We start from the raw sequence: 25,963 nt of genomic DNA, 5'->3' as shown, positions 1-25,963 counted from the left end.
CCAGCAGGCAGCCATGGCAGATAGCGACAGCGACGAGGAAAAAACCGAAGAGGCCACGCCCCGACGAGAAGAAAAGGCGCGCGAAGAAGGTCAGGTACCCCGCTCCCGGGAGCTGACCACGTTTTTGATGCTGCTCGGCGGCGTTATCGGCCTTGCCGGCATGGGGCCTGCGCTCTACGACCAGCTGGGCGCGATCATGGAGCAGGCGTTTGTGTTTGACCGCCGCCAGGCGCTGGAAACCACCCCCATGCTGGTGGTCGCGCTGAATGCCGGCAAGCAGATGCTGTTTTCCATGCTGCCGCTGTTTTTGCTGCTGACCGTCATCGCACTGGTGGCACCGGCGCTTTTGGGCGGCTGGCTGATATCGGCCAAGTCCATGCAGCCGAAAATCTCCAAGCTCAACCCGCTTTCGGGGATCAAGCGCATGTTTGCCCTGCAGGCGCTGATCGAGCTGGCCAAGGCGCTGGCCAAGTCGGTATTGGTGGGCAGCGTAGTGGCGGCGTTTTTGTACTTCAATATCGGCAAGTTTCTTTCCTTGATGGACCTGCCGGTGCGCCAGGGCCTGGCCACCGCGCTCATGATGGCCGCTCAGGCGGCGGGGCTGATGGTGCTGTCGCTGATCGTGGTGATTCTTATCGACGTGCCGTTCCAGCTCTACAGCCACGCCAAAAAGCTGCGTATGAGCAAAGACGAGGTCAAGCGCGAGCACAAGGAATCCGAAGGCGACCCCCAGGTCAAGGGCCGCATTCGCCAGCAGCAGCAGGCCATGGCCCGCGGACGCATGATGAGTCAGGTGCCCGAGGCCGATGTGGTCATCACCAACCCGACCCACTACGCCGTCGCGCTGAAATACCAGGAAGGGCAGATGGGCGCTCCCCGGCTGGTGGCCAAAGGCGCCGATGCCGTGGCCGCCAAGATACGCGAGGTGGGTGAAGACGCCCGTATTCCCCGCCTGGAGGCCGCACCGCTGGCCCGGGCGCTGTACCATCACGTGGATCTGGACGCGGAAATTCCTGCCCAGCTGTACACCGCCGTGGCCGAAGTCATGGCCTGGGCGTATCGCCTGAAGCACGCGTCAGACCAAGGAGGCGAGGTGCCCCCGACCCCGAGCAATCTTCCGGTACCCCCGGAAATGGACAGCCGCCAGGCCGGCGGTGAGGCAGCCTCATGAAAAGCATGACCCAGCTGTTTAACCAGCGTGGCTGGATGGGCGATGTGCGCATGAAGCTGCTCGCCGGGCCGCTTTTGATCCTGATGATTCTGGGCATGATGATTCTGCCCCTGCCGCCTTTCATCCTGGATCTGCTGTTTACCTTCAATATCGCGCTGGCGGTTCTGGTTCTGCTGGTCAGCATGTTTGCGGAAAAGCCGCTGGATTTTGCCGCCTTTCCCGCCGTTTTGCTGTTTACCACGCTGTTGCGGCTGTCGCTTAACGTCGCCTCTACCCGCGTGGTGCTGATGAAAGGCCATGAGGGGGGCGATGCGGCGGGGAAGGTCATCGAAGCCTTCGGTACGTTTCTGGTCGGCGGCAACTTTGCCGTGGGCCTGGTGGTGTTTTTGATTCTGGTGGTGATCAACTTCATGGTCATTACCAAAGGTGCGGGACGTATTGCCGAAGTCGGCGCGCGCTTTATGCTCGACGCCATGCCCGGCAAGCAGATGGCCATCGACGCCGACTTGAACGCCGGGCTGATCGGCGAAGAAGATGCCAAAAAGCGCCGTGAAGAAGTCGCTCAGGAAGCCGACTTCTACGGCTCCATGGACGGCGCCAGCAAGTTCGTCCGCGGCGACGCCATGGCCGGGCTGGTGATCATGGTGGTCAACGTCATCGGCGGGCTTTTGATCGGCATGCTCCAGCACGGCATGAGCTTTGCCGATGCCGGCCAGACCTATACCCTGCTGACCATCGGCGACGGCCTGGTCGCGCAGATTCCGGCGTTGGTGATCTCTACCGCCGCCGGCGTTACGGTTTCTCGGGTCAACACCGATCAGGACGTCGGCCAGCAGATGATGAGCCAGCTGTTCGTCAACCCGCAGGTGATGATTCTGGCCGCCGTTGTCATGGGCCTGCTGGGCGTGATTCCCGGCATGCCCAACCTGGTGTTTATCATCTTCACCCTGCTGCTGGCGGGGCTGGCGTGGTTTTTGATCCGCCGCCGGGACCAGCAGCTGGTCGAACAGGACATGGCAGCCGAGCCGCCGCCGGCGGCGCAGGAAGCCCCGGAAGCCAGCTGGGATGACGTGCAGCTGGTAGACACCCTGGGGCTTGAAGTGGGCCACCGGCTGATTCCGCTGGTGGACGCTCGCCAGCAGGGCGAGCTTTTGGGGCGTATTAAAAGCGTGCGCAAGAAGTTCGCCCAGGACGTTGGGTTTTTGCCGCCGGTGGTCCACATCCGCGATAATCTGGAGCTTGACCCCAACGCCTATGTGCTAACGCTCAAGGGGGCGGAAATCGGCCGCGCCGAGGCCCAGCCGGGCAAATGGCTGGCGATTGATCCGGGCCAGGTGTCCGGCGAGCTGCAGGGCACGGCCACCCAGGACCCGGCGTTCGGCCTGCCGGCGGTATGGATTGACAGCGGCCAGCGCGAACACGCCCAGGTATACGGCTATACCGTGGTGGACGCCAGCACCGTGATTGCCACTCACCTCAACCACCTGCTGCATCGCCATTCGCCGGAAATGCTCGGCCGTCAGGAAGTGCAAAAGCTGCTCGACAAGCTTGGCGAAGAGCAAAAGGCGCTGGTCGAGGAAGTCGTGCCCAAGGCCATTTCGCTCACCGTGCTGCAGCGCATCTTGCAAAACCTGCTGGATGAAGACGTCTCCATCCGCGATATGCGCACCGTGCTGGATACCCTGGCCGAATACGCGCCCCAGCAGCAGGACGTCGGCGAGCTGACCTCGCTTGTGCGCGTGGCGCTGGGCCGGGCGATTACCCAGCAGTGGTTTGCCGGCCAGGAGACGCTCAACGTCATGGGGCTGGACGGCCAGCTGGAGCAGATCCTGCTGCAGGCCATGAGCGGCAACGGCGCCATGGAGCCGGGGCTTGCGGATACCCTGATGAATCAGGCCGAGCAGGCCCTGGGCCGCCACGAAAACGCCGGCGAGCCGCCGGTGCTGGTCGTGCAGCACTCGCTGCGCGCGGTGCTTGCGCGCTTCTTGCGCCGCCGGCTGCGCCAGCTGGTGGTGATGTCCCAGGCGGAAATTCCTGATGACCGCACCCTGCGCGTGGTTACTATAGTGGGCGGGCAGTAGCCGCGGCGGTCGTGCGTATACTGCAACACGTTACCCAGGCAAAGGATGAAACATGAGCGTAAAACGTTTCGTGGGTGCCACAAGCCGCGAGGTCATGCGCCAGGTGCGCGCGGCGCTCGGTGACGATGCGCTGATCGTTGCCAACCGCCGCACCGAGGGCGGTGTGGAAATTCTTGCCATGGCCGACTCGGCGGTGGCCGGCGCGGCACCCGACACGGACACCGCGCCGGCCGCGTCTGAACCGCCCGGCGCTGACTACGCCCGGCTGCACCGCGAGGCTCGGCAGGCCTTGCCCGCAGAGCACAGCGCAGACGCGCCGGGTGCCACGGCCGATGCGATGACTACGATGAGCGCGCGGCTGCTTCAGGAAATGCAGGAGATGCGCACGCTGCTGGCCGGCAGCACGGCCGCCACGGCCTCGCCGGCGGCGCCGAGCTGGCCGGCGCGCCTGCAGCGGCTGCTCAGCGATATCGGCATCAGCGACGAGATGGCCGCCGAGCTTTTGGCCGCACTGCCGCCGGAAACGGCCGCCGAGCCCGACGACAGCGATGCGCCCCTGGCCTGGCTGCGTGAGCAGCTCACGGCGCGGCTGGCCGTGCTGGAAGAAGAGCAGGCTTTTTTTGATCGCCCCGGTATCGTGGCGCTGGTGGGCCCCACCGGGGTGGGCAAGACCACCACCACCGCCAAGCTCGCCGCCCGCTTTGTCATGCGCCACGGCACCGAGCCGGTGGCGCTGGTGACCACCGACAGCTTTCGTATCGGCGCCCACGAGCAGCTGCGCATCTATGCCGGCCTGCTGGATATTCCCATGCACGCGCTGGACGCCGAGCAGTCCATCGATGAGCTGCTTGTGCAGCTGGAAGGCAAGCGCTGGGTCATCATCGACACCGTGGGCATGAGCCAGCGCGACCAGCGCGTGATCGAGCAGATTGCCCAGCTGCAGGGCGGTCACGCAGACGTGCGCATGGCGCTGCTGCTCAACGCCGCCAGCCAGCCTGAAACTCTGGAAGAGGTGGTGTTGCGCTATCGCCAGGCCGCCCGTGCGGCCGGCGCAGCGCTGGACGACTGCGTTATTACCAAACAAGACGAGGCCGGCCGGCTGGGGCCGGTGCTGGATATTACCATGCGCCACGGCCTGCGCGTGCTGTTTGGCTCCCACGGCCAGCGCGTGCCGGAAGACATGGCGCCGGCCAATGCTTCGGCGCTGATATCCCAGGCGCTGGAGAGCGCCGCTGCCCACGGCGCTGACGGCGACAAGGCGCCGCCTGCGCCGCTGCGCCTGCCCCGCTGGTCGCGGGACGTGCTGGGCCAGGGCCGGCGGCTGGCCTCGGTGCTCACGCGGCTGCGTGCCCGGGTGGGCGGTTTTGACGCCCTGGAACAGTGCTGGGATTTGGCGGCGCTGCCGCGCGCGGTGCAGAGCACGCGGCTCGATCGGCTGCTGGCGCACTATCCGCCCGCCGACACGGTGCTGGGCATGCGCTGGTCGCCGCGGCGCAACGAGCGCGGCTGCGACTGGGCGCTGCCGGATATGGGGCTTGACCCCGACGGCGCGGCGCTGGCGCTGCCCTGGCTGCAAAATCGCCGGCCTGCCGGCTGGCAGGCGCGGCTCGCCGAGCTGACCGAGCAGGCAGGCGTTGCGGTGCACCTGCTGCCCGCATTGCCTGACGGGGCCACGCGAGACTGGCTGGAAGACGCCCGCCTGACCTGGGTCAGCCAGGTGAGCGGGGCTCAGCGAGTCTACGACGGCGGGCAACGTTTGACGCTGCGCCAGCTGTTTGCCGACAGCACGCCGACCCATCAGGTCGACGTGCGCTTTCGCGCGCGCCCCATGCAGCTGAAAAACGTCTACGCCGAAGTTACCGACGACAGGGGCACAGCGATGCTCGGGTGGTACGGAGAAGTGTGCGATCCGGAAAGCGCAAAAATCGTGGTGCGTCGCTACTGGCTGACGCCGCGCCGGCTGGGGTCCGAGGCGCTTTCGCTTTTGCTGACCCAGCTGCAGGGGGAAGGGGTTGGGCCGCTGACCCGGCGCGCCTTTCGCCAGCTCAAAGACGACGACGGCGGCGAGGTCACGACCGAGGTGCGCCTGCTCATGGCCAGCGGCGCGGCGGCGGCGGCCCACCATCTGGACGCAGCCGACGACGACGAAGCCGCGGCGCTGCGCCACGACCTGCTGGCGCTTTCGGGGGCTCGCCCGCGCCGGCGCGATACGGCTCTGCTTGATGCCCTGCTTCATGCGCTCATGGCCCGGGATGCCATTCGCCAGCTAAGCAGCGTCAGCCGGGAGGGCGTGGCGTGAGCGCTTCCCCCCGTGATCAGGCCGCCGGGCTGCGCCAATGGGCCAGCCTGCAGCGCCGTCATCAGGCCGACGACAGCGCTCAGGAAGCGCCGCTACCGGCGACCCCGGCCGCGCCGGCCGCCGAAGCGCCGGTGGTTAACGCCCGGCCTGCGCGCCGGCGCACCGTATTGATGGTTGTGGGGCTTCCCGGGCGCGGGCCGCGCTACGTCGAGCGCGTCAAGGCGCGGCTAGGCCAGTGGGCCGCGCTGGGGCGGCGCTGGGCAGGCGCCCCGGACGACTGGGACGTGCGCCTGGTAATGCCCGATGACCCGGCGCTACCCCGCCTGACGCGAGAGCATGCGCGCTGGGCCCTGTGGGTCGAGAGCAACGCGGATGCCTTCACCGACACCTATCGCACCTTGCGCCAGCTGGCCCAAAACGGCGGCCCCCGGCGCCTGCTGGCACTGCACGAGCCGCACTTGCCACGCGCCGGTTTGCTGGATAACTTGCACGATGCAGCGCGTTGCTATGTCGGCGTGAAGCTGCTGATTTTGGCTCAATAAGCGCAAAAAGGCGTTATTTTGTCGCCAGCGCCGCCGGAAAGAAGCCGTCAGGAGAGCGCAATGCAAAGAAGACAAGGCACGGCCATGCTGGTCGCGCTGTTTGTGTTAAGCGTTGGGCTGCCGGCGGCGGCTATAGCCGCTACCGGCAGCTGGGTGGCGGCAGTGCCGGCGACGACGGTGGCCATGAGCGACCGCTCGACGGCCACCCGCCGCGTTGCGCCGCCGGCTGCGGCCCACGCGGACGGCCGCGCCATTGAACGCGTGCAGTGGCGCTTTGCCACGCCGCCCGGTAAAAGCGTTGATGCCTGGCTGTGCCATCCCCGGGGCTGCGTAGCGCTTGCAGGCCGGCGCGGGGCCACCCGGGCGTTTGCCGGCTACCGCGCCGGGGCACCGCTATATTTCCGCTTTCGTTTGCCGCCCGGACAGCCGCCGTTTCAAATCGAGGGCATGCAGCTAATCGTCAGCTTCCGCTGACCCGGCGCGGCAGTAACATGCCGGGATAACGATGACCAGGGGCCGTGAGACGAGACGATGTATACAGCACAAGGCAGATACCAACAGCAGGACCAGCTGGGCGCGTACATGCCGCTGGTCAGGCGCCAGGCGCTCAGCCTTCAGGTCAGGCTGCCGGCCAGCATCGAGCTTGACGATTTGATCCAGGCCGGTACGGTCGGCCTGCTGGAAGCGCTGAGCCGCTTTGATGCCAGCCAGGGTGCCAGCTTCGCCACCTTTGCCAGCCAGCGCATCCGCGGGGCGATGATGGATGAGCTGCGCACCCGGGACTGGCTGCCGCGCAGCGTGCGCCGGGCGTCGCGCTCGGTAGATGAAGCCGTGCGCCGGCTGGAGCAGCGGCTGGGGCGCGCACCCGAGGAAACCGAGATCGCCGGCGAACTCGACATGGCGCTGGCCGACTATCAAAAGCTGCTTCACGACACCAACAACGGCTATCTGCTGCCCTACGAAGAGGTGGTGGCTGACAGCGGCGAGCCCGCCGCCAGCGCGGATGCCGGCCTGCCGTTCAACGCCTTGCTGGACCGGCAGCAGCGTGCCCGGCTCACCGCCGCCATCGACGCACTGCCCGAGCGCGAAAAACTGCTGATGGCGCTTTACTATCAAGAAGAGCTCAACCTCAAGGAGGTGGGGGCGGTGCTCGGCGTTACCGAGTCTCGGGTCTCTCAGCTCCACAGCCAGGCGGTCAGCCGGCTGCGGGCCAAGCTGCACGAATCGGCCCGATCCACAGATATTTAATCCGGCAAGGAGCCGTCGATGAACCCGTCAACGCTGATCGGCATGTTTGCCAGCATCGTACTGCTGGTGAGCGTTTTGTTTTTTACCGCAGAATCCCCCGGGAGCTTTGTCAACCTGCCGGGGCTTGCCATTGTCGTGACCGGCACCCTGGCGGCCACCTTCATCAGCTACCCGCTGCGTGAGGTGGTGCGCGTGGTGCGCCTGGTGGGCGTGGTGTTCCGGCGGGAAAACACCTATGTGCGCGACGACATCAAAGAACTGGTGGACATGTCGCGGCTGTGGTTCAAGGGGGATGTGCGCGCGGTGGAAGAGCAGCTGCAGTATACCCGCAACCCCTTTCTGCGCTCGGGCATTCAGCTGGTGATTGCCAATACCAAGGAAGACGAGATTTTCGACATGCTGCGTTGGCGCATTGCCCGGCTGAAAGCCCGGGAGCACGCCGAGGCGCAGATTTTTCGCACCATGGCCACCTATGCCCCGGCGTTTGGCATGATCGGCACGCTGGTGGGGCTGGTGAACATGCTGGAGGTGATGGACGCCGGGGACCTGGACGTTATCGGCCCGCGTATGGCGGTGGCACTGCTGACCACCTTCTACGGCATTTTGCTGGCCAACCTGATTTTCAAGCCCATTGCCGTCAAGCTTGAGCGGCGCACCGAAGAGCGCTTGATCACCATGAACATGGTGCTGGAGGGCATTTCGCTGATCACCAAGCGCCGCCTGCCGTCGTTTATCGAAGAAACGCTGAACTCCTTTGTGGCCAACTATCACGACGAAATTCGCGATCCCGGAGTGAAAGCACGGAAAAAGGAATAGCGCCATGCTCGACCGGGATACGCGCCGCACGCTTGAGCCGCCGCCCACGGACAGCGGCGACGATGAAAGCTGGCTGACCAGCTATCTGGATGTGCTGACGCTGCTGGTTACGCTGTTTGTGCTGCTGCTGGCGCTGGCGCCGCCCGGCGGCGAGAACAGCCAGCGCCGCGAGCAGGCATCTGCCGGCGTACCGGCGTTTTCGCTGACGGCGCTGGCCACCGGCATCAAGCCCCGACACAGCGGCCTTGAGCCGGCGTTTTCCGGGCTGAGCATCCCCGGCGTTGACGTAAGCCAGGGCCAGGCAAGCGTGACGCTGCGCATCGACGACAGCCTGCTGTTTGCCAGCGGCCGGGCGCGGCTGACCGATCAGGGGCGTGGCGTGGTGGCAAGCCTGGTGGATGTGCTGGCCAGCTTTGACGGCCAGATATCCATTGAAGGTCACACCGATAACGTGCCCATTGCCACGTCGCGCTATCCCTCCAACTGGGAGCTTTCCGCTGCCCGGGCCATTGCGGTGCTGCGCTATCTGCAGGGCCAGGGGCTTGACGCTGAGCACATGCGCGCGGTGGGCTACGCCGCGACCCGGCCGCTGGAAAGCAACGCCACGCCGAAGGGGCGGGCGGCCAACCGCCGCGTAGAGCTGGTGCTGCGCCGGGTCTCAGACGCCGGACGCGCGACGGCAGCGCGCTAGCGCCTGGTTCATGGCGGCGCCGGCGCCGTCGAGCTGGAAAATCATGTACCAGGGCGCCTTTCCCTTTTGCTCAAAGCCTAAAAATAGCTGCTCGCCTTCGCGCATTTCGTCAAACAGCTCACCGGGGTGATGCAGATAGAAGTGCGCGTAGAAACCGTCGTTTTCCGGCTGGGTAAAAAACTCGGCAACCGGGGTGTGCAGGGTTTTATCGTCTACTCGCACCCGCGCCGGCACAAGTGCGGCGGTCTGCTTTTCTCCTTTGAGCGCTACCCGCATCTCCAGCCAGGGCATATCGCAGACGCCGGCTGTGGCGTTCACGCTCAAACTGGCGTCGCTGTAGCTGGCGGTTTCCACGGCGCGAAAGTGCCGCTCCTGAGTATCCGTCGTCTCGCGGGAAAGCGTGGCCGTCTGCCAGTCGCCGTGGGTAGCCACATCGCTTACGTCGAACGCCGCTGCTTGGGCATTGCCGCCAGTGAGCATGCCGGCAATCAGCGCGGCGAAAATCATCATCCGCTTTGTGCGTAGGGCGTACTGCCGGTGCTGTGTCATCGAAGTGTCTGCCTGTGATGGTGGAAACGAAACCTGGGTGCCGGCGGCCAGCTGCCCAAGCCTATAGCGAGGCGTGTCGGAGTAACAGCCAGGCGATTGTTTTGCCGCGTAAAATTGCCTTGATAACTATATGTAGTAACATTTCTGCAATTTTTTGCTCTATATTGATGAAGCTGCGCTTCTGTACTTCCGCACGCCACTACGTATAATGCCGCCGTTTAGTCGTCTTTTTATTCCCCCGAGGGGAAGGAGTTTTGCGTCATGAGTACTGCTGCCAAGGCCGTTAAGTCGTCCAACGATGTGCCGCTGCAGGCCCCCTCGCGGGAAATCTGGGATGCCAAATATCGCCTCAAGGACCGCCACGGCGAGCCGGTGGACGGCGACGTTAACGCCACCTTTGAGCGGGTGGCCCGGGCGCTGGCCGAGGTGGAAGGTGACAAGGCCAAGCAGTGGCTGCCCAAGTTTCGCTGGGCGCTGGAAAACGGTGCGGTGCCCGCCGGGCGGATTTTATCCAATGCCGGCGCAGAAGCCTACAAGCCTGCGGTAAGCCTGATCAACTGCACCGTGTCGCGCACCATCCGCGACTCCATGCGCGATATCCTCGATTCCGTGGTGGACGCGGGCATGACGCTGAAATCCGGCGCCGGCATCGGCTACGACTTCTCTACCCTGCGCCACAAGGGGGCCTTTGTGTTCGGCGCCGGTGCCGGTACCAACGGCCCGCTGGCGTTCATGGATATCTACGACAAGATGTGCTTCACCGTGGCCTCCGCCGGCGGCCGGCGCGGCGCGCAGATGGGCACCTTCGATGTGGGCCATCCGGACGTGCGCGAGTTCATCCAGGCCAAGCGCGAAGCCGGCCGGCTGCGCCAGTTCAACCTCTCGCTTTTGATTACCGATGAGTTCATGGAAGCGGTCAAGCAAAAGGCCGACTGGCCGCTGGCGTTCCCGCTGCACCCGGGTGAGAAAGACGACGTCAGTGAAGATGAGATCATTTACCGTGACTGGCCGGTGATCGAAGACGGCTACACCGTGGATAGTGAGGGCCGCGTGGCCTGCCGCATCGTCGAGGTGATCAAGGCCCGGGAGCTGTGGGACACCATCATGGCCTCCACCTACGACTACGCCGAGCCGGGCTTTATCCTCATCGACCAGGTCAACCGCCTGAACAACAACTGGTTCTGCGAAGATATCCGCGCGACCAATCCGTGCGTTACGGCGGATACGCGGCTGCATACTCAGTTTGGGCAAGTGCCCATTGGCGAGCTGTATCAGCGTGGGGCCGAGCTGCAGGTCAGCGTAGATCGCAGGGCGCTGGAAAACGGCAGCGAAGGCGTGGAGACACGCCCCGCCGTATCGGCTTTTATGACGGCACAACAAGCCGATGTATATCGAGTGACGACTCGTGAAGGCTATGAAATTAAAGCCACGGCTTGGCACGACTTTTATACCCAGCGGGGCAAGATTCCGCTGAAGGACGTCAAGGTCGGCGATCAAATCTGGGTGCAGTCAGGCAAGGGCCAGTTTGGCCCCGAGGGCAACGAGAAGCTGGGCACTTTGCTGGGGCTGATTGCTGGCGACGGCCACTTCACCAACCGCGGCAATGGCAAGGAAGCCGTATGCGTCAACTTTTGGGGCGAAGACCGGCCGCTGGCTGACGTCACGGCGGAATACATTAATGAACTGATCGCCCACTCCGCCCAAAACGGCCGGCAATATCAGGTAGCACCGGTTGCCGTTGCCGAGCGTCAGCACCTGTTTATCCGCTCGGTGATTCTGGCGCGGCTGCTGGAGCACTACGGTTTTACCAGGAGCACCAAGCTCAAGGTGCCGGAAGTGGTTTGGCGGGGCAGCGAAGCGTGCGTTAAAGGATACCTGCGCGGGCTATTTCAGGCCGACGGCACGGTACAGCGCGATGACAAGAACGCCTACTGCACCATTCGTCTGGCCTCCGGTGAGCCCCAGCTGCTTAAAGAGGTACAGATGCTGCTGAGCAACTTCGGTATCTTCTGCCGGATTCTCAAGCGGCGTAACGCCGGCCAGCGGATGCTCCCGGACGGACGCGGCGGTCAGCGTGAATACCAGTGCAAGGCCGACTACGAGCTGCTGATTGGCTCAAGCTCCCGTGATCGCTTTATGCAGGAAATCGGCTTTCTGACCGAGAGTAAAAACGGCAAGTACCAAGAGTGGCAAAGCATGCGCTCAAGCGCTGTCGACACGTCTTATGCGGCAAGCATTGATTCGATTGAATATATCGGTAAAGAAGCGGTCTTTGATACGACCCAAAATGATAAAAACAACCTTATATTCAATGGGTTGGTGACAGGTAATTGCGGTGAACAGCCATTACCGCCAGAAGGCGCATGCCTGCTGGGTTCGGTGAATCTGACGCGCTTTGTGATTGATCCGTTCAGCGACAAGCCGCGCTTTGACTGGAAGCGCTACCGCGAGGTGGTAGCGATCTTTACCCGCATGCTGGATAACGTGGTGGAAATCGCCGGGCTGCCGCTGCCCGAGCAGCAGCGCGAGATCGAAGCCAAGCGCCGCCACGGCATGGGCTTTCTGGGGCTGGGCTCCACCATGACCATGCTCAAGATTCCCTACGGCTCGAAGGAGTCGCTTAAGTTCACCGAAGAGGTGAGCCGGCATCTGGCCATCGAGGGCTGGAAACAGGCGCTTGCGCTTGCAAAAGAAAAGGGCATGGCGCCGGTGCTGGAAGAAGAGCACACGCTGACCCCGCGGATGCTGCGCCAGCGCCCTCAGCTTGCCAAAGACGGCTACGAAGTGGGCGACAAGGTGCCCGGGCGCATTCTGCACGCCCGCTACAGCGCCTATATGGAAAAGATCGCCGAGCGCGACCCTGAGCTGGTGACAGCGCTTGCCGAGCACGGCGCGCGCTTTACCCACCACAGCTCGATTGCACCGACGGGAACGATCTCGCTGTCCATGGGCAACAATGCCTCCAACGGTATTGAGCCGTCGTTCTCGCATCGCTACTACCGCAACGTCATCCAGACCGGCAAGAAAACCAAAGAGCAGGTCGAGGTGGTGTCGTTCGAGCTTGCGGCATACCGCCACTTTATCGCCGCCGACGCCGTGGAAAGTGATCTGCCGGGCTATTTCATCACCGCCGACAGCGTCACTCCCGAGCAGCACGTAGCGGTACAGGCCGCCGCCCAGCAGTGGATCGACTCGGCGATTTCCAAGACGGTGAACGTACCCACGGAGTTCCCCTTCGAGCAGTTTGAAGACCTGTACCTGCAGGCCTACGAAAGCCGGCTGAAGGGCTGCACGACGTTTCGCTTCAACCCCGAGGCGTTTCAGGGCGTGCTGGTGCGCGAGGATGATCTCAAGAGCACCACCTACGAATTCGAGCTGGAAAACGGCGAAACCGTCGAGCTTAACGGCAATGACACGGTGATTTACGATGGCGAGGAACATAACGCCGCCAACCTGTTTGATGCGTTGAAAGAAGGCACGTACGGCAAGTGGTAAGCGCCTCGCGCCCGGGGCCGCCCGGGCGTTATTCCGTGTCCGTCCTTTAGACCTTCTGTTAAGTGGAGACCATCATGGCCGTTGAAATTACCTCAAAAATCGTAGGCTACCGCATCAAGCAGGATGAACCCGCCGCCGCCGAGCCTGAACGCGAAGCGACCCTGCCGGAGGAAAACCCGCTGACCCTGCGCATTGCCTCGCGCCCCGAAGGGACGCTGGAAGCGGTGTCGGAGAAGATCTCCTACGTCGGCGCCGAAGGGCGCAAAAAAGTCTACCTGCTGGTGTCGTTCATGCCGGTGGAAGGCGTGGTCGGCGGTAAGCGCGTGGTCATTGAGCGCCCGGTGGAATTTTTCTTTCCTTCCGGGCAGCTTTCCAGCGAACACCAGTGGATCACCGCCACCATGCGCAGCCTGTCGCTGGCCGCCCGGGGTGGCTATGTGACCCAGGCGGTGGCGGATCTGCGCAAGGTCGCCTGGGACAAGGGGCTGGTGCGCTGCGGCTGGAACCGCTACGGCAAGCCGGTGTTTCACGACTCGGAAGTCTCGGCCATTGCCTGGTCGATCCAGCAAATCCTGTATCGCCGGGGCTTTCTCGACCAGGACGGCAATCAGGTGCCGGTGGAAGCGCTGGTCGAGCGCTACGCTCAGCGCATGGCGCACGGCCCCGCCTTTCAGCCCGAGGAAGAAGACGCCAGCGCGCCCGAAACCGGCACGGTTGAGCCGATTGGCGGCGATGCTGCGGCGCCGGCGGCCGGCCCGGCGGTGGTCGGCCACTGCCCGGAATGTCGCGGTGAGCTGATCATGATGGACGGCTGCCCGACCTGCTATGCCGGCTGCGGCTGGTCCAAGTGTGGCTGATGAGGTTGCCACCCGTGTGATCAAAGCGTGGGGGGTGGCGAGTATGGTCATGGCGGCGCTGCCGCTGCGCGCCGATACCCTGTGGCTGAAAAACGGTGACCGTGTCACCGGAGAAGTGGTGGAAAAAACCGCATCGCACGTGCGTATCAAGACCGACTACGCCGGTGAAATCGCAGTCGCTGCGGGCCGCGTCGAACGCGTGGCGCTGGAGGCGCCGCCCGAGCCCGAGCCCGAGCCCAAGCCGGCGCCTGCCCGCGCTGCAACGTCGTCGATTGATCGTCCGTTCACGGCTACCGGCGGTATTGATGTGGCCTTTGAATATGAGCACAGTGCCGCCGACACTCAAGAGCTTGAGCTGGATGTGCGCCAGCGTATCGAAGCCGGCCGGTGGCGCCATACCTGGCGCGCCGGCTATCACCGTGAATACCGCGACGGCAAGCGGCGCAAGAACGACTGGCGTCTGTCCTACGCTCCGGAACGGTTTTTTACCTCGCAGCGTTTCTGGCAGGGGCGGGTGAGCACCTACCGCGACTGGAACGAGGCCCTTGAGCGGCGCTTCTCGCTTGGCCTGGGGCCGGGCTATCAGCTGTGGGACAACGAGCGCGGCGCGTTTTCGCTCTCGGCCCTTTTAACCCGCAACCGCTATGAATATGCCCGCCGGCACAATGAGACGTTCCACTCCGGGGTGTTGCAGTGGCAGTTCAACCGCTATCTGTGGAATCAGCTTTTTGAGGTGTACGCCAACGGCCGCGCGGGTCAGGCGTTGTCCAGCAGCACCAGCTTTTTGCTGGCGAGTAAAACCGGCCTGCGCTATCCGCTGACCGACTGGGCCTCGCTGCAGCTGTCGGTAGAAACCGACTGGGTGAAAAACAGCGTGGAAGACCTCAACGATACTACCTACAACCTGGGGCTGGGGCTGAACTGGTAGCGCAATGAGCCGTCCGGATCAATGAGCGGGCGCTGGCTGAGTGCGCGATGGCGTGCCGCCAGGCCGTCAAACAGGGTGTGGCGCAGCCAGCGATGGCCGGCATCGGCCTGGTGGCGCTCGTGCCATACCAGCCAGTAGGCAAAGGAAGGCACCGCAAGGGGCAGCCTTCGCACGGCCAGCGGCCAGTGGTCGGCCACGCTTGCCGCCAGGCATCCCGGCACGCACAGCAAAAGATCGCTGCCCACGGTGGTGGAAAACGCCGCCAGAAAGTGTGGCTGACGCAGGCTGACCCGGCGTTTTTGGCCTTGCCGCGCCAGCGCTAAATCGACCGCCCCGCGGTCATCCCCACCCATGCTGATCAGCTGATGGTCGGCGCGCAAAAACGCCTCCAGCGTCAGCTCCTGCCGGCTGTCCTGAGCCAGCGGATGATCCCGGCGCATCACACAGACAAACGCATCGCGGCCCACCTCCCGGCCGTGGACGCTGGCCGGCACCCGTTCGCCGGGTACGCACAGGGCAAGCTCCGGGCCGCTTTCGGCGAGCTGCTGCTCGATGTCTTCGCTGCCGTTTTGTATTTCCAGACGCAGGTGCGGCGCCTGGCGTTTCAGCCGCTGCCACTGGGGGGAAAGAAAGGCGTGCATGCCGTAGTCGGTCGTGGCGATGTGGAAACGCCGGGTAGTGCTTGCCGGATCAAACGCCGGCGGTGCCAGCAAAGCGCCGAGTTCCTCCAGCAGCCTGGCCAGCGGCGGCCCCAGGGCCTGAGCTCTGGCAGTGGGGCGCAGGCCGCGGTGCGTGCGTACAAAAAGCGGGTCGTCGAAGGCCTGACGCAGCCGTGACAGCGTGCGCGATACCGCCGGCTGGCTAAGGTTCAGCCGCTGGGCCGCGCGGGTGACGCTGCGCGAATCGAGCAGGGCGTGCAGCGTCACCAGCGCGTTCAGGTCATGGCGGGCCAGCTCCGAGAGTTGCATGGCAAACCTCCCTTGGGGTCATGGAAAACAGCTTCAAGGCGTATGATATCAGCATTATGCATAATGCTTTTAAGCATCTTGCATTGGCGTGATACGGGACGAAAGGCATACAGTGTGAGCATTCGCGCCGCCTCTCGGCGGCGCTTGGCCACATAACTCGACAGGAGCTCGCTATGCAAAGCCGCTACTACACCATTCACGAGCATCCCCAGGGCCTGCCGTCCAAAGACCTGTTTGCGCTGGAAACCCGCGAGCTTGCCCCGCTTGAAGACGGCGAAATTCGCGTGCGCAACGCCTGGCTGTCGGTGGACCCCTACATGCGCGGCCGCATGGACGGCGTGACCACCTACATCGAGCCGTTCACCCTGGGCGAGCCGCTGGAAGGCGCCGCCGTGGGCGAGGTGATTGAATCCCGCGATGGGCGCTTCAAGCAGGGCGACAAGGTGCGCCACATGGCCGGCTGGCGCGATGTGGCCCAGCTGCCGGCGGATCAGGCCGAGCCGCTGCCCGAGTTTGATGTGCCCGAGCAGGCCTATCTGGGCGTGCTGGGCATGCCCGGCACCACCGCCTGGGTGGGGCTTAACGTGATCGCCAACATGCAAAAGGGCGACAACGTGCTGGTGAGCGCGGCCGGCGGCGCGGTGGGCTCGCTGGCCGTACAGCTGGCCAAGGCCAACGGCGGCACCGTGGTGGGCATTGCCGGCGATCCCAAAAAGCTTGAGTGGCTTGAGTCTCAGGGCGTGACGGCGGTGAGCTACCGGGGTAAAAGTGCCGCCGAGCTGAGTGCGGCGCTAAAAGACGCCTGCCCTGAAGGCTTTGACGTCTACTATGAAAACGTCGGCGGCGACTGCTTGGAAGCCGCGCTCAACAACCTGCGCGTGGGGGCTCGCATCGCCGTGTGCGGCATGATCGCCCGCTACAACGACGACGCGCCCGCCGCCGGGCCCGGCAACCTGGCGATGATCCTGATCCGCCGGGCGCGGATGCAGGGCTTTATCGTCTTCGACCACTGGGAACACCACACCGACTTTATCAACGAGTTCGGCCCCCGAGTGGCCAGCGGCGAGATCGACTATCAGGAAACCGTCCACGAAGGGCTTGAAAGCCTGCCTGACGCCTTTCTCGGCCTGTTTTCCGGCAGCAATCAGGGCAAAATGCTGGTCAAGCTGTAACGTCTCTTTTCCCTTGCTCATTGTGTATAAGGATGCTCCATGGCACACGAAACGCTACTTCAACCGGTTAACCTTGGCAGCTTGACGCTGCCCAACCGTATCCTCATGGCGCCGCTGACCCGGGCGCGCACGCCGGATAGCGTCCCCGGCGCGCTGCAGCAGACCTACTACGGCCAGCGCGCCGGCGCGGGGCTCATTATCAGCGAGGCCACCAATATTTCCCCCACCGCGCGGGGCTATGTGTATACCCCGGGCATCTGGACCGACGAGCAGGAAGCCGGCTGGAAAGGCGTTGTGGATGCGGTGCACGCCAAGGGCGGACGCATGGCGCTGCAGCTGTGGCACGTAGGGCGCGTTTCCCACGAGATGGTGCAGCCCGACGGCCAGCCGCCGGTCGCGCCCAGCGCGCTGAAAGGGGAAGGTGCCCAGTGCTTTGTGGAGTTTGACGACGGCAGCGCCGGGCGCCATCCCACCAGCACGCCTCGGGCCCTTGAAACGGAAGAAATCGCCGAGGTCGTGGACGACTACCGTCAAGCGGCGGTGCGTGCCAAGCGCGCCGGCTTTGACATGATTGAGGTGCACGCCGCCAACGCCTATCTGCTCAACCAGTTTCTCGCCACCGGCAGCAACCAGCGCACCGACCGCTACGGCGGCTCGCTTGAAAACCGCGCGCGTTTTCCGCTGGAAGTCGTGGACGCGGTGATGGAGGTATTCGGCGCTGACCGCGTGGGCGTGCGCCTGTCGCCGTTTATCGAAATCTTCGGCCTGACCGACGACGAGCCCGAGGCCATGGCGTTTTATCTCGCCGGCCAGCTGAGCGAGCGCGGCATTGCCTATCTGCACATCAACGAGCCCAACTGGGCGGGTGGCGACATTACCCTGACCGACGATTTCCGTCGCGGCCTGCGCGAGCGCTTCACCGGCAGCCTGATCTTCTGCGGCTTTTACGATGCCGAGCGCTCTGAGCGCATTATCGACGCGGGCATCGCTGATGCGGTGGCCATTGGCCGGTCGTACATCGCCAACCCCGACCTGGTCGAGCGCTTCCGTCAGGGGGCCGCGCTCAACGAGCCCGATCCCGACACCTTTTACGGCGGCAGCGCCGAAGGCTACACCGACTATCCTTTCATGACCGACCTTTCATGACCGACTAGCGGCCCTTGACCACTGGCCTTATCGGCCAGTGGTTTCGAGCTGGCGCCCGCTATGCCGGCGCCTTTGGCAATAGCGCCCTGCGGGGCGCTATTTTTTTGCCGTCGATTTTTTCGCCCGCTCAAGCATCGGCGCGAGAAAGCGCCCGGTGTGGGAGGCTTCGACGGTGGCAACGTGCTCGGGCGTGCCTTCGGCGATGATGTGCCCGCCGCCGGAGCCGCCTTCGGGGCCCAGATCGACCAGCCAGTCGGCGGTCTTGATCACGTCCAGGTTGTGCTCGATCACCAGCACCGTGTTGCCGTGGTCGCGCAGGCGGTGGAGCACCACCAAAAGCTGGCGGATATCCTCGAAGTGCAGCCCGGTGGTGGGCTCGTCGAGGATGTACAGAGTCTGGCCGGTGTCGCGCTTGGCCAGTTCCCGGGCGAGCTTGACCCGCTGGGCCTCGCCGCCGGACAGCGTGGTCGCGCTTTGCCCCAGCTTGATGTAGGACAGCCCCACGTCCAGAAGCGTCTGCAGCCGCCGGGCGATGGCCGGCACCGGGCTGAAAAACGCCAGCGCCTCCTCCACGGTCATCTGCAGCACTTCGTCGATGGTCTTGCCCTTGTAGTGGATGTCCAGGGTTTCGCGGTTGTAGCGCTTGCCCTTGCACACGTCGCAGGGCACGTAGATGTCGGGCAGAAAGTGCATTTCCACCTTGATCATGCCCTCGCCCTGGCAGGCCTCGCAGCGCCCGCCCTTGACGTTGAACGAGAAGCGCCCGGGCTTGTAGCCGCGCGAGCGCGCTTCCTGTGTGCCGGCAAACAGCTCGCGGATGGGGGTGAAAATGCCGGTGTAGGTGGCCGGGTTGGAGCGCGGCGTGCGCCCGATGGGGCTCTGGTCGATGTCGATGACCTTGTCCAGCTGATCGAGTCCGTCGAGTGACTTGTACGGCGCCGGCGTCAGCGTGGTGGCGCGGTTTAAATCCCGGGCGGCGATGGGCATCAGCGTGCCGTTGATCAGCGTCGACTTGCCCGAGCCCGACACGCCGGTCACACAGACAAAACAGCCCAGCGGAAGCGTCAGCGTCACGTTTTGCAGGTTGTTGCCGGTAGCACCCTCAAGCACCAGCTGCTTTTCCGGATTGCCGGGAATGCGGTGGGGCGGCACGGCAATTTCGCGCTCGCCGCGCAGGTACTCGCCGGTGAGCGAGCCCTGGGTGTGCATGACCTCTTCCGGCGTGCCCTGGGCGACGATCTCACCGCCGTGAACGCCGGCGCCGGGGCCGATATCCAGCACGTGGTCGGCTTGGCGAATGGCGTCTTCGTCGTGCTCCACCACGATCACGGTGTTGCCCAGGTCCCGCAGCCGCTCAAGAGTCTTGAGCAGGCGGTCGTTGTCGCGCTGGTGCAGCCCGATGGAGGGCTCGTCGAGGATATACATCACCCCCACAAGCCCCGCGCCGATCTGGCTGGCCAGCCGGATGCGCTGGGCCTCGCCGCCGGAGAGCGTGTCGGCGCTGCGCTCAAGGTTTAAGTAGTCGAGCCCCACGTTGACCAGAAACTCCAGCCTAGAGTGAATCTCGGTGACGATCTTGGCGGCAATCTCGCCGCGCCGGCCGGAGAGTTCAAGGGTCGAGAAGTATGCCTGGGACTGGCCGATGGGCATGCGCACCACGTCGGCAATGGTGTAGTCGTCGACGAAGACGTGGCGCGCTTCCCGGCGCAGCCGGGTGCCGTGGCAGCGGGTGCAGGCGCTTGAGGTGACGTAGCGCGAAAGCTCCTCGCGCAGCATGGTGGATTCGGTTTCGTGAAAGCGACGCTTGAGGTTGGGCAATACGCCTTCAAACGGATGCTCCCGGGTCACTTTGCGCCCGCGGTCGTTGGCGTAGGCAAAGGGCACCGGCTCGCGCCCGGTGCCGTTGAGCACGATGTTGCGGTGCCTGTCGCTCAGTTCCTGCCAGGGCGTTTCCAGGGCAAAGCCGTAGTGGTCGGCAAGGGATTTCAGCTGGGTAAAATAGTAGACGTTGCGCCGGTCCCAGCCCTTGATCACACCCTCAGCCAGCGACAGCTCCGGGTGGCTGATCAGTTTGGCAGGGTCGAAGTACTGCTGCACCCCGAGCCCGTCGCAGCCGCTGCAGGCGCCGGCGGGGTTGTTGAACGAAAACATCCGCGGCTCAAGCTCGGCCAGCGAGTAGCCGCACTCGGGGCAGGCAAAACGCGAGGAAAACGCCAGGTCTTCGGCGTCGCCGTCCATGTAATGGATCATCGCCGTGCCGTCGGCCAGGGTCAGCGCGGTCTCGAACGATTCCGCCAGCCGCTGGGCGATATCGTCGCGCACCTTGAAGCGGTCGACCACCACGCTGATGTCGTGCTTTTTGCGCTTGTCCAGCGGGGCGATGTCGTCAAGCTCCAGCACCTGGCCGTCGATGAGTACCCGCACAAAGCCTTGGGCGCGCAGCTCGGCCAAAAGCTGCAGGTGCTCGCCCTTGCGGCCCTTGATCACCGGAGCCAGCAGCATCAGCTTGGTGCCGGTTTCCAGGTTCATCACCTGGTCGACCATCTGGGAGACGGTCTGGGCCTCGAGGTCGGCACCGTGCTCGGGGCAGCGCGGCGTGCCGGCGCGGGCGAACAGCAGGCGCAGGTAGTCGTAGATCTCGGTAATGGTGCCCACGGTTGAGCGTGGGTTGTGCGAGGTGGATTTCTGCTCGATGGAAATCGCCGGCGAGAGCCCTTCGATATGGTCGATATCGGGCTTTTCCATCATCGACAGAAACTGGCGCGCGTAGGTGGAAAGCGACTCCACGTAGCGCCGCTGGCCCTCGGCGTAGAGGGTGTCAAAGGCCAGCGACGACTTGCCCGAGCCGGAAAGCCCGGTGACCACGATGAGCTTGTCCCGGGGCAGGGTCACGTCGATTTCCTTGAGGTTATGGGTGCGGGCGCCCCTGACCTGAATGCTTTCCATTACGACCTCATTACGCGCGGCAAAGGCGCCAGTATACGGTTTGCCGCGGCGTCTGGGCAAAGCGCGCAGCGATGTGGCGCCGCCGGCGTTTTCACTGGCCGTCAAGCGCGCTAGAATAAAACGCCTCCCCGCTCTTTTCAGCGCTGCCCGGGCGTGTGCCTCAGGCGCGTTTTCCTAACGTTGAGACTCTATGGCCAAGGTTTCTGCACTGCTGCTGCCTGCTGAGCGCCGCGCTATCAGCGGCCTTGCCGGGCTTTATGCCTCGCGTATGCTGGGGCTTTTCATGGTGCTGCCGGTGCTGGCGCTGTATGCCGACGAGCTGGCCGGTGCTACACCGCTTTTGGTGGGCGTGGCGCTGGGCGTCTACGGGCTGACCCAGGCCTGCCTGCAGATTCCCTTCGGGCTTTTATCCGATCGTTTCGGGCGCAAGCGTATAATCGCTGCGGGGCTTGTGCTGTTTGCGCTGGGTAGCATGGTGGCGGCGCTGGCCGACTCCATCACCGGCATTATTGCCGGGCGCGCGCTGCAGGGCAGCGGCGCGGTGGCAGCGGCGATCATGGCGCTTCTGGCCGATCAGACCCGCGAGCAGGTACGCACCGCCGCGATGGCCACCATCGGGCTGTCCATCGGCGTGGCCTTTGCCGTGGCCATGGCGCTGGGGCCCTGGCTTGCCGCCGTGACCGGGCTTGCCGGCGTGTTCTGGTTTACCACGGCGATGACCGCGGTGGGGCTGGCGGTGCTTTGGCGCTGGGTGCCGGCCGCGCCGCGCCGGGTCAAGCACAGGGACGTGGGGATGGACCGCGGCCAGCTGGGCCGCGTGCTGACCCGGCCCGATCTGTGGCGCATTGATCTGTCGATTTTCGCTTTGCACCTGACGCTGATGGCGAGCTTTGTGGCGGTGCCGCTGCGGCTGGTGGAGGCGGGTATCGACAAATCGTGGCACGGCCTTGCCTACCTTTTGATTATGGGCGGGGCCTTTGTGCTGATGATTCCGCTGGTGATCGTGGCGGAAAAAAAGCAGCTGACAAAGCCGGTTTGCCTGCTGGCCATTGCCACGGTTGCGCTGAGCCTGGCCGGGTTGGGCCTGCCGCTGTCTCACGGCGCGGGGCTTTTTGTGCTGCTGCTTGCGTTTTTCACCGGCTTCAATTTGCTTGAGGCGACGCTGCCGTCCATGCTCAGCAAGCTCGCACCGGCCGGCGCCAAGGGTACGGCCATGGGTGTGTATTCCACCAGCCAGTTTCTGGGCGCGTTTCTGGGCGGAACCCTGGGCGGCTGGCTGTCCAGTGCCTTTGGGCTCAACGCCGTATTTTTAGGCTGCGCGGCGCTGGCGCTGGCCTGGTGGGGTATCATGTGGTCACTGCCCAAGCCCCCGCCGCTGGCAAGCGAGGTGGTGGCACTGGACGGCGCCTCGGCCGCTACCCAAAAGGCGCTGCTGGAGCGCCTGGCCCGGGTTGCCGGCGTGGAAGACGTTATGCTTGTGCCCGAAGAGCAGGTGGCCTACCTCAAGGTGAACCGCCAAACGCTCGACCAGGCGGCGCTTTCCCGGCTGCTGCCGGCGGCGGCTACGCATTCCCCTGATGCCGGCGATGCCGGCTGACACCTTTACGGACGCATCAAGGAGTATTTGATGGCTCGCGGTATCAATAAAGTCATTCTTATCGGCAATCTCGGCCAGGATCCCGAGGTGCGTTTTGCGCCTTCGGGCACGGCGGTGGCCAATCTCAACGTGGCGACCACGGATACGTGGATGGACCGTGCCAGCGGCCAGCGCCAGGAGCGTACCGAGTGGCATCGTATTGTGCTGTTCAATAAAACGGCGGAAATTGCCCAGCAGTACCTGCGCAAGGGCTCCAAGGTCTACATTGAAGGGCGGCTGCAAACCCGCAAGTGGCAGGATCAAAATGGCCAGGACCGCTACTCCACCGAGGTAGTGTGTAACGACATGCAGATGCTGGACTCCCGCGGCGGCGGTGGCGGCGGCGACTACCAGGGCGGCTATGCGCAGCAGGGCGGCTATCCGGGCGGCCAGCCGTCCCAGCAGCCTCGCCAGCAGCCGGCGCAGCAGCCGCAGGGCTATCCCGGCCAGCCGTCTCAGCAGCCTGCCCCTCAGCAGCCGCCACAGCAGGGCCAGCCCGGGCAGCAGGGCGGCGGCAGCTACGGCGCACCCAGCCCGGATAGCTTCGACGATTTCGACGACGAAATTCCGTTCTAGATCATGGCAACTGTAATTTGTAACGATTAAAAATTAAGGTGATCCATAAAGCCCCGCGAAGCGGGGTTTTTTTATTTTCGGGTGAAAAACGTAGAGAAAAGGTTCGCCATCACAAATGTAGTGGCATAGTGAATTTGGCCAGCTGGTTTTGACAGTCTGCCCAAGGCCCCTACGCTGCACAGCGATGTAGCGGCCGGAAAACCCGGCCACTACAGAGTACAAAACCGGAATTTTAACAATGATTTAAGGGCTTGTAACATACATACATGTTCGTATGTATGCAAGCAGAAGGCGCTGGCAGGAGGAACCCAAGAGATTTCATGAAAACCCTGGCCACTACTTTTCGGAACCATACACCTGGCGGCCACAAGCAAGCGTCCGAGCGCAAAAAAGCCCCGTTTTGACGGGGCTTTTGCGTATAAAAACAACTGGCGAGGCGCTTTCAATACAGGTGCACGGCTTTGAAGCGGGCAAGCGTCGCGTCGTTGGCGCCGGTCAGGGTCAGCGTTTTGCCGCTGATGTCCCAGCCGCTGGCCTGGTTGAGCGCATCGAGAAACGCGCGCTCCACTCCCTGGCTATCCGGGCAGGCCATCATGGTGGTGGCCAGCTGGGCAAAGCGGAGCTGGCGTTTCTCGCTTAGGCTGTAGTTACCCATCAGCTGGTTGCAGCCGGTGGCACCGGCGACGCGCTGCCCTTCGCTGTGCAGGACAAAATGCGCTTCGCGCTGGTTATCCTGGGCGGTGACCGGCGGGCCGTTTTCCAGCGCGGCCAGTTTCCAGTAGGTGTCGGTCAGTGCTACGTCCGGCGTTTTATCGGCGGCCGGCTGCTCGCCGGTGTGGCTGCTTGCGCAGCCGGTCAGAGCAAGGGCCAGCCCCAAAAGCATGGAGCCGCCTGCGGTTTTTATCGTGCGCTGCATGTTGTTTCTCGCATTCGTCAGGGTAAGTCGATGTGCCGTAGCAGTGGCACGCGCAATCAGCGTGCCGGGCTTATAGCGTGCCAAGCTGATAGCGTGTCAGGTTTATGTGAATGCAGCAAAAGCGGCCGGCGCTTTGCCCGCTTTTGGATTAAAACGCCGGCAGGGCCGGGTGCTGCGCGGCGTCTGCGGCGGCGTCGTTATCCCGAGGCAGGGTGAAGCGCGCCACGATCTGGTTGAGGCGGTCGGCCTCGCTTTGCAGCTGCTGGGCCGCTGTGCTTGCCTGCTGCACCATGGTGGCGTTTTGCTGGGTCGTCTGCTCCATGTCGCTGATCGCTGTGTTGATCTCCTGGATGCCGCTGCGCTGCTCTCGGGTGGCGACGTCGATTTCTTCCATTAGCGCGGTGACGCGCCTGACCGAGGCAATGATATCGTTCATGGTATCGCCGGCCAAATCGGCCTGCTCGGCGCCGGCTTCTACCTGCTGGGCGGTGGTGTCGATCAGCTTGTGGATATCGGTAGCGGCGCTGGCGCTGCGGGTGGCGAGCTGGCGCACTTCACTGGCGACGACGGCAAAGCCGCGGCCGTGCTCGCCGGCGCGGGCGGCTTCTACCGAGGCGTTGAGCGCAAGAATGTTGGTTTGAAACGCGATGGAGTCGATCAGCGTGATGATGTCGGTAATCTGGCGTGAGCTTTGGCGAATTTCTTGCATACGCTCGACTACGCTTTGCACCACGTGACTGCCGTTTTCTGCCTTGTCGGCGGTTTCCTCCGCTACGCGATTGGCCTGAGAGGCATTGTCGCTGCTGCGCTCCATGGTTGAGGTCATTTCTTCAATGCTGGAGGCCGTCTGGGTCAGCGAGGCCGATTGACGCTCGGTGCGGGCGGACAGGTCCTGGTTGCCTTGGGCAATATGGCTGGCGCTGTCATAGACCTCGCTGCTGCTGTCGCGCACGGTGGTGACGGTATTGAGCAGCGCCTGCTGCATGTGGTCGAGCGCGGCGTACAGCTGGCCGATCTCATTGCTGCCGCGACTTTCCAGGCGGTGGGAAAGATCGCCCTCAGCCATGATGTCGAACTGCTGAATCAAGCGTTTGATAGGACGAATCAGGTTCGCACCGACCCCCCAATAGATCAGCGCGGTCACTGCCAGTGCGAAGACGAACACCGCAATAATGATCGCGGTGGCAAAGTCGACCACGGTATCAAAGCGCTCCAGGCGCGCGCCGCCCTGCTCTTCTACGGTACGAAAAAAGCGCGCGGCATCCTGATAAAAGGCGTCGTAGGCGCGCCGGGAGCCCTCGCGGCCGCTGCGATACGCCGCCAGCTCGCCCTGTGCCAAAGCGTTTAGCTGCGGCTGCAGGTGGGCATCCCGCAGGCGCACGAAACTGTCTTTAAGCGCTGTAATCAGCGCTGAGTGCTGCTCGGCGGCCGGCAGGTCAACAAATTCGGTAAAGAGGGCGCTGGCCTGATCCAGCGTTTCATCAAGCTCGGCGACTTGCTGGCGCCTGGCGGCTGCGCCGGGGCTGTTCTGTTCAACGCGATCGACGTAAAGATCGGCAAGATCCAGACGAATGTTTTGCAGTGCGGAATTGAGGCGATTGAGCGCTGACTGCTGGCTAACGTTGACCTGGGTCAGCTGCCGGATGCTTTGGCGGCTGTGGTCGACGGCGTAGAGGCCGGCACCGCTTAGCACCAGCATCATTGCCAGAAACGTCAGCAGGACCAGCGTCCAGCTCATGCGCATGGTGAGATTGTCCCAGAGTTTCATTCGCTTTGTTCTCCGATAGCAGGACAGATAAACAAGGTGAAGCAAGCAATAATGGGCTCTTCGTCGTTGGGTGTGGAATTCGCCCCCTGAGCTGGGCCAGGATATGACCTCCACATGGACAGGAGGTATGGCATGGACGGCACCCAGATTCTGACCCT

20 protein-coding genes are annotated in these 25,963 nt (G+C 63.8%); 15 read left to right on the top strand and 5 right to left on the bottom strand.

Annotation, left to right across the window (positions count from 1 at the left end):
- Window positions 1–13: 13 nt before the first annotated feature.
- From flhB to ABD654_RS07320, 8 genes are read left to right on the top strand one after another with little or no spacing between them, the layout of a single operon-like run.
- Complete coding sequence (gene flhB / locus ABD654_RS07355; RefSeq protein ID WP_344703782.1) at window positions 14–1,171, top strand: flagellar biosynthesis protein FlhB; 1,158 nt, start codon at window positions 14–16, stop codon at window positions 1,169–1,171.
- The gene (gene flhA, locus ABD654_RS07350) at window positions 1,168–3,252 is read left to right on the top strand and encodes a flagellar biosynthesis protein FlhA (protein WP_344703780.1); all 2,085 of its coding nucleotides are present in this window, start codon (window positions 1,168–1,170) and stop codon (window positions 3,250–3,252) included. Before flhB ends, flhA begins: the two co-directional genes overlap by 4 nt.
- 52 nt (window positions 3,253–3,304) lie before the next feature.
- Window positions 3,305–5,551 (top strand): flagellar biosynthesis GTPase FlhF, encoded by a 2,247-nt coding sequence (gene flhF, locus ABD654_RS07345; RefSeq protein ID WP_344703778.1) that lies wholly within the window; start codon window positions 3,305–3,307, stop codon window positions 5,549–5,551.
- Window positions 5,548–6,093 carry a hypothetical protein gene (locus ABD654_RS07340; protein ID WP_344703776.1) on the top strand — a complete coding sequence of 182 codons (546 nt, stop codon included), beginning with the start codon at window positions 5,548–5,550 and terminating at the stop codon, window positions 6,091–6,093. The genes flhF and ABD654_RS07340 overlap by 4 nt, the downstream gene beginning before the upstream one ends.
- 60 nt (window positions 6,094–6,153) lie before the next feature.
- Window positions 6,154–6,567, top strand: coding sequence for a flagellar protein FlhE (locus ABD654_RS07335; RefSeq protein ID WP_344703774.1), 414 nt, complete (start codon window positions 6,154–6,156; stop codon window positions 6,565–6,567).
- A 57-nt stretch (window positions 6,568–6,624) separates the two neighbouring features.
- Window positions 6,625–7,341: an RNA polymerase sigma factor FliA gene (locus tag ABD654_RS07330; protein WP_344703772.1), complete on the top strand. Its 717-nt coding sequence runs from the start codon at window positions 6,625–6,627 to the stop codon at window positions 7,339–7,341.
- Between the two features lie 18 nt (window positions 7,342–7,359).
- A complete protein-coding gene (locus ABD654_RS07325; RefSeq protein WP_344703770.1) occupies window positions 7,360–8,157 on the top strand; it encodes a motility protein A in 798 nt (265 codons plus the stop codon).
- Window positions 8,158–8,161: 4 nt separating this feature from the next.
- Window positions 8,162–8,848 carry an OmpA/MotB family protein gene (locus tag ABD654_RS07320; RefSeq protein WP_344703768.1) on the top strand — a complete coding sequence of 229 codons (687 nt, stop codon included), beginning with the start codon at window positions 8,162–8,164 and terminating at the stop codon, window positions 8,846–8,848.
- Here the strand turns inward: ABD654_RS07320 and ABD654_RS07315 are convergent.
- Window positions 8,816–9,358 (bottom strand): hypothetical protein, encoded by a 543-nt coding sequence (locus ABD654_RS07315; RefSeq protein ID WP_344703766.1) that lies wholly within the window; start codon window positions 9,356–9,358, stop codon window positions 8,816–8,818. The two genes, ABD654_RS07320 and ABD654_RS07315, sit on opposite strands and share 33 nt — an antisense overlap.
- Before the next feature lie 300 nt (window positions 9,359–9,658).
- Here ABD654_RS07315 and ABD654_RS07310 point away from each other — a divergent pair, with 300 nt between their 5' ends.
- From ABD654_RS07310 to ABD654_RS07300, 3 genes are all read left to right on the top strand, one after another.
- Complete coding sequence (locus tag ABD654_RS07310; protein WP_344703764.1) at window positions 9,659–12,892, top strand: LAGLIDADG family homing endonuclease; 3,234 nt, start codon at window positions 9,659–9,661, stop codon at window positions 12,890–12,892.
- A 74-nt stretch (window positions 12,893–12,966) separates the two neighbouring features.
- Window positions 12,967–13,749, top strand: coding sequence for a ribonucleoside-diphosphate reductase (locus ABD654_RS07305; protein ID WP_344703762.1), 783 nt, complete (start codon window positions 12,967–12,969; stop codon window positions 13,747–13,749).
- 16 nt (window positions 13,750–13,765) lie between these two features.
- Window positions 13,766–14,677: a DUF481 domain-containing protein gene (locus tag ABD654_RS07300; protein WP_344703760.1), complete on the top strand. Its 912-nt coding sequence runs from the start codon at window positions 13,766–13,768 to the stop codon at window positions 14,675–14,677.
- Here ABD654_RS07300 and ABD654_RS07295 read toward each other — a convergent pair.
- Complete coding sequence (locus ABD654_RS07295) at window positions 14,647–15,645, bottom strand: LysR family transcriptional regulator (RefSeq protein WP_344703758.1); 999 nt, start codon at window positions 15,643–15,645, stop codon at window positions 14,647–14,649. The two genes, ABD654_RS07300 and ABD654_RS07295, sit on opposite strands and share 31 nt — an antisense overlap.
- Window positions 15,646–15,818: 173 nt before the next feature.
- Here ABD654_RS07295 and ABD654_RS07290 point away from each other — a divergent pair, with 173 nt between their 5' ends.
- Both ABD654_RS07290 and ABD654_RS07285 read left to right on the top strand, forming a co-directional pair.
- Entirely contained in the window at window positions 15,819–16,817 is a 999-nt protein-coding gene (locus tag ABD654_RS07290; protein WP_344703756.1) for an NADP-dependent oxidoreductase, read from the top strand.
- A gap of 39 nt (window positions 16,818–16,856) precedes the next feature.
- Window positions 16,857–17,963: an alkene reductase gene (locus tag ABD654_RS07285; RefSeq protein ID WP_344703754.1), complete on the top strand. Its 1,107-nt coding sequence runs from the start codon at window positions 16,857–16,859 to the stop codon at window positions 17,961–17,963.
- Window positions 17,964–18,059: 96 nt separating this feature from the next.
- On the opposite strand, the gene uvrA is transcribed toward ABD654_RS07285, so the two are convergent.
- Window positions 18,060–20,909 carry an excinuclease ABC subunit UvrA gene (gene uvrA / locus ABD654_RS07280; RefSeq protein ID WP_344703752.1) on the bottom strand — a complete coding sequence of 950 codons (2,850 nt, stop codon included), beginning with the start codon at window positions 20,907–20,909 and terminating at the stop codon, window positions 18,060–18,062.
- A 190-nt stretch (window positions 20,910–21,099) separates the two neighbouring features.
- On the opposite strand from uvrA, the gene ABD654_RS07275 reads away from it, so the two are divergent.
- Both ABD654_RS07275 and ssb read left to right on the top strand, forming a co-directional pair.
- Window positions 21,100–22,506, top strand: a complete 1,407-nt coding sequence (locus tag ABD654_RS07275) for an MFS transporter (protein ID WP_344703750.1) — start codon at window positions 21,100–21,102, stop codon at window positions 22,504–22,506.
- A gap of 30 nt (window positions 22,507–22,536) precedes the next feature.
- On the top strand, window positions 22,537–23,121 hold the full coding sequence (gene ssb / locus ABD654_RS07270) for a single-stranded DNA-binding protein (protein WP_344703748.1): 585 nt from the start codon (window positions 22,537–22,539) through the stop codon (window positions 23,119–23,121).
- A gap of 442 nt (window positions 23,122–23,563) precedes the next feature.
- Here ssb and ABD654_RS07265 read toward each other — a convergent pair whose 3' ends face one another.
- Both ABD654_RS07265 and ABD654_RS07260 read right to left on the bottom strand, forming a co-directional pair.
- Window positions 23,564–24,037 carry an META domain-containing protein gene (locus ABD654_RS07265; RefSeq protein WP_344703746.1) on the bottom strand — a complete coding sequence of 158 codons (474 nt, stop codon included), beginning with the start codon at window positions 24,035–24,037 and terminating at the stop codon, window positions 23,564–23,566.
- Between the two features lie 148 nt (window positions 24,038–24,185).
- Complete coding sequence (locus tag ABD654_RS07260) at window positions 24,186–25,805, bottom strand: methyl-accepting chemotaxis protein (RefSeq protein ID WP_344703744.1); 1,620 nt, start codon at window positions 25,803–25,805, stop codon at window positions 24,186–24,188.
- Window positions 25,806–25,963 lie beyond the last annotated feature (158 nt).

The sequence above is a fragment of the Halomonas cibimaris genome, assembly GCF_039537045.1.
GTDB lineage: Bacteria > Pseudomonadota > Gammaproteobacteria > Pseudomonadales > Halomonadaceae > Vreelandella > Vreelandella cibimaris.
The sequence above is the reverse complement of the archived record's forward strand: the minus strand, read 5'-3'. Positions and strand labels throughout refer to the sequence as shown.

Excerpts from the sequence above, each read along its gene's own strand:
- flhB (WP_344703782.1), top strand. The coding sequence starts at position 14 with ATGGCAGATAGCGACAGCGACGAGGAAAAAACCGAAGAGGCCACGCCC.
- flhA (WP_344703780.1), top strand. The coding sequence starts at position 1,168 with ATGAAAAGCATGACCCAGCTGTTTAACCAGCGTGGCTGGATGGGCGAT.
- flhF (WP_344703778.1), top strand. The coding sequence starts at position 3,305 with ATGAGCGTAAAACGTTTCGTGGGTGCCACAAGCCGCGAGGTCATGCGC.
- ABD654_RS07335 (WP_344703774.1), top strand. The coding sequence starts at position 6,154 with ATGCAAAGAAGACAAGGCACGGCCATGCTGGTCGCGCTGTTTGTGTTA.
- ABD654_RS07330 (WP_344703772.1), top strand. The coding sequence starts at position 6,625 with ATGTATACAGCACAAGGCAGATACCAACAGCAGGACCAGCTGGGCGCG.
- ABD654_RS07325 (WP_344703770.1), top strand. The coding sequence starts at position 7,360 with ATGAACCCGTCAACGCTGATCGGCATGTTTGCCAGCATCGTACTGCTG.
- ABD654_RS07320 (WP_344703768.1), top strand. The coding sequence starts at position 8,162 with ATGCTCGACCGGGATACGCGCCGCACGCTTGAGCCGCCGCCCACGGAC.
- ABD654_RS07315 (WP_344703766.1), bottom strand. The coding sequence starts at position 9,358 with ATGATGATTTTCGCCGCGCTGATTGCCGGCATGCTCACTGGCGGCAAT.
- ABD654_RS07310 (WP_344703764.1), top strand. The coding sequence starts at position 9,659 with ATGAGTACTGCTGCCAAGGCCGTTAAGTCGTCCAACGATGTGCCGCTG.
- ABD654_RS07305 (WP_344703762.1), top strand. The coding sequence starts at position 12,967 with ATGGCCGTTGAAATTACCTCAAAAATCGTAGGCTACCGCATCAAGCAG.
- ABD654_RS07295 (WP_344703758.1), bottom strand. The coding sequence starts at position 15,645 with ATGCAACTCTCGGAGCTGGCCCGCCATGACCTGAACGCGCTGGTGACG.
- ABD654_RS07290 (WP_344703756.1), top strand. The coding sequence starts at position 15,819 with ATGCAAAGCCGCTACTACACCATTCACGAGCATCCCCAGGGCCTGCCG.
- ABD654_RS07285 (WP_344703754.1), top strand. The coding sequence starts at position 16,857 with ATGGCACACGAAACGCTACTTCAACCGGTTAACCTTGGCAGCTTGACG.
- uvrA (WP_344703752.1), bottom strand. The coding sequence starts at position 20,909 with ATGGAAAGCATTCAGGTCAGGGGCGCCCGCACCCATAACCTCAAGGAA.
- ABD654_RS07275 (WP_344703750.1), top strand. The coding sequence starts at position 21,100 with ATGGCCAAGGTTTCTGCACTGCTGCTGCCTGCTGAGCGCCGCGCTATC.
- ssb (WP_344703748.1), top strand. The coding sequence starts at position 22,537 with ATGGCTCGCGGTATCAATAAAGTCATTCTTATCGGCAATCTCGGCCAG.
- ABD654_RS07265 (WP_344703746.1), bottom strand. The coding sequence starts at position 24,037 with ATGCAGCGCACGATAAAAACCGCAGGCGGCTCCATGCTTTTGGGGCTG.
- ABD654_RS07260 (WP_344703744.1), bottom strand. The coding sequence starts at position 25,805 with ATGAAACTCTGGGACAATCTCACCATGCGCATGAGCTGGACGCTGGTC.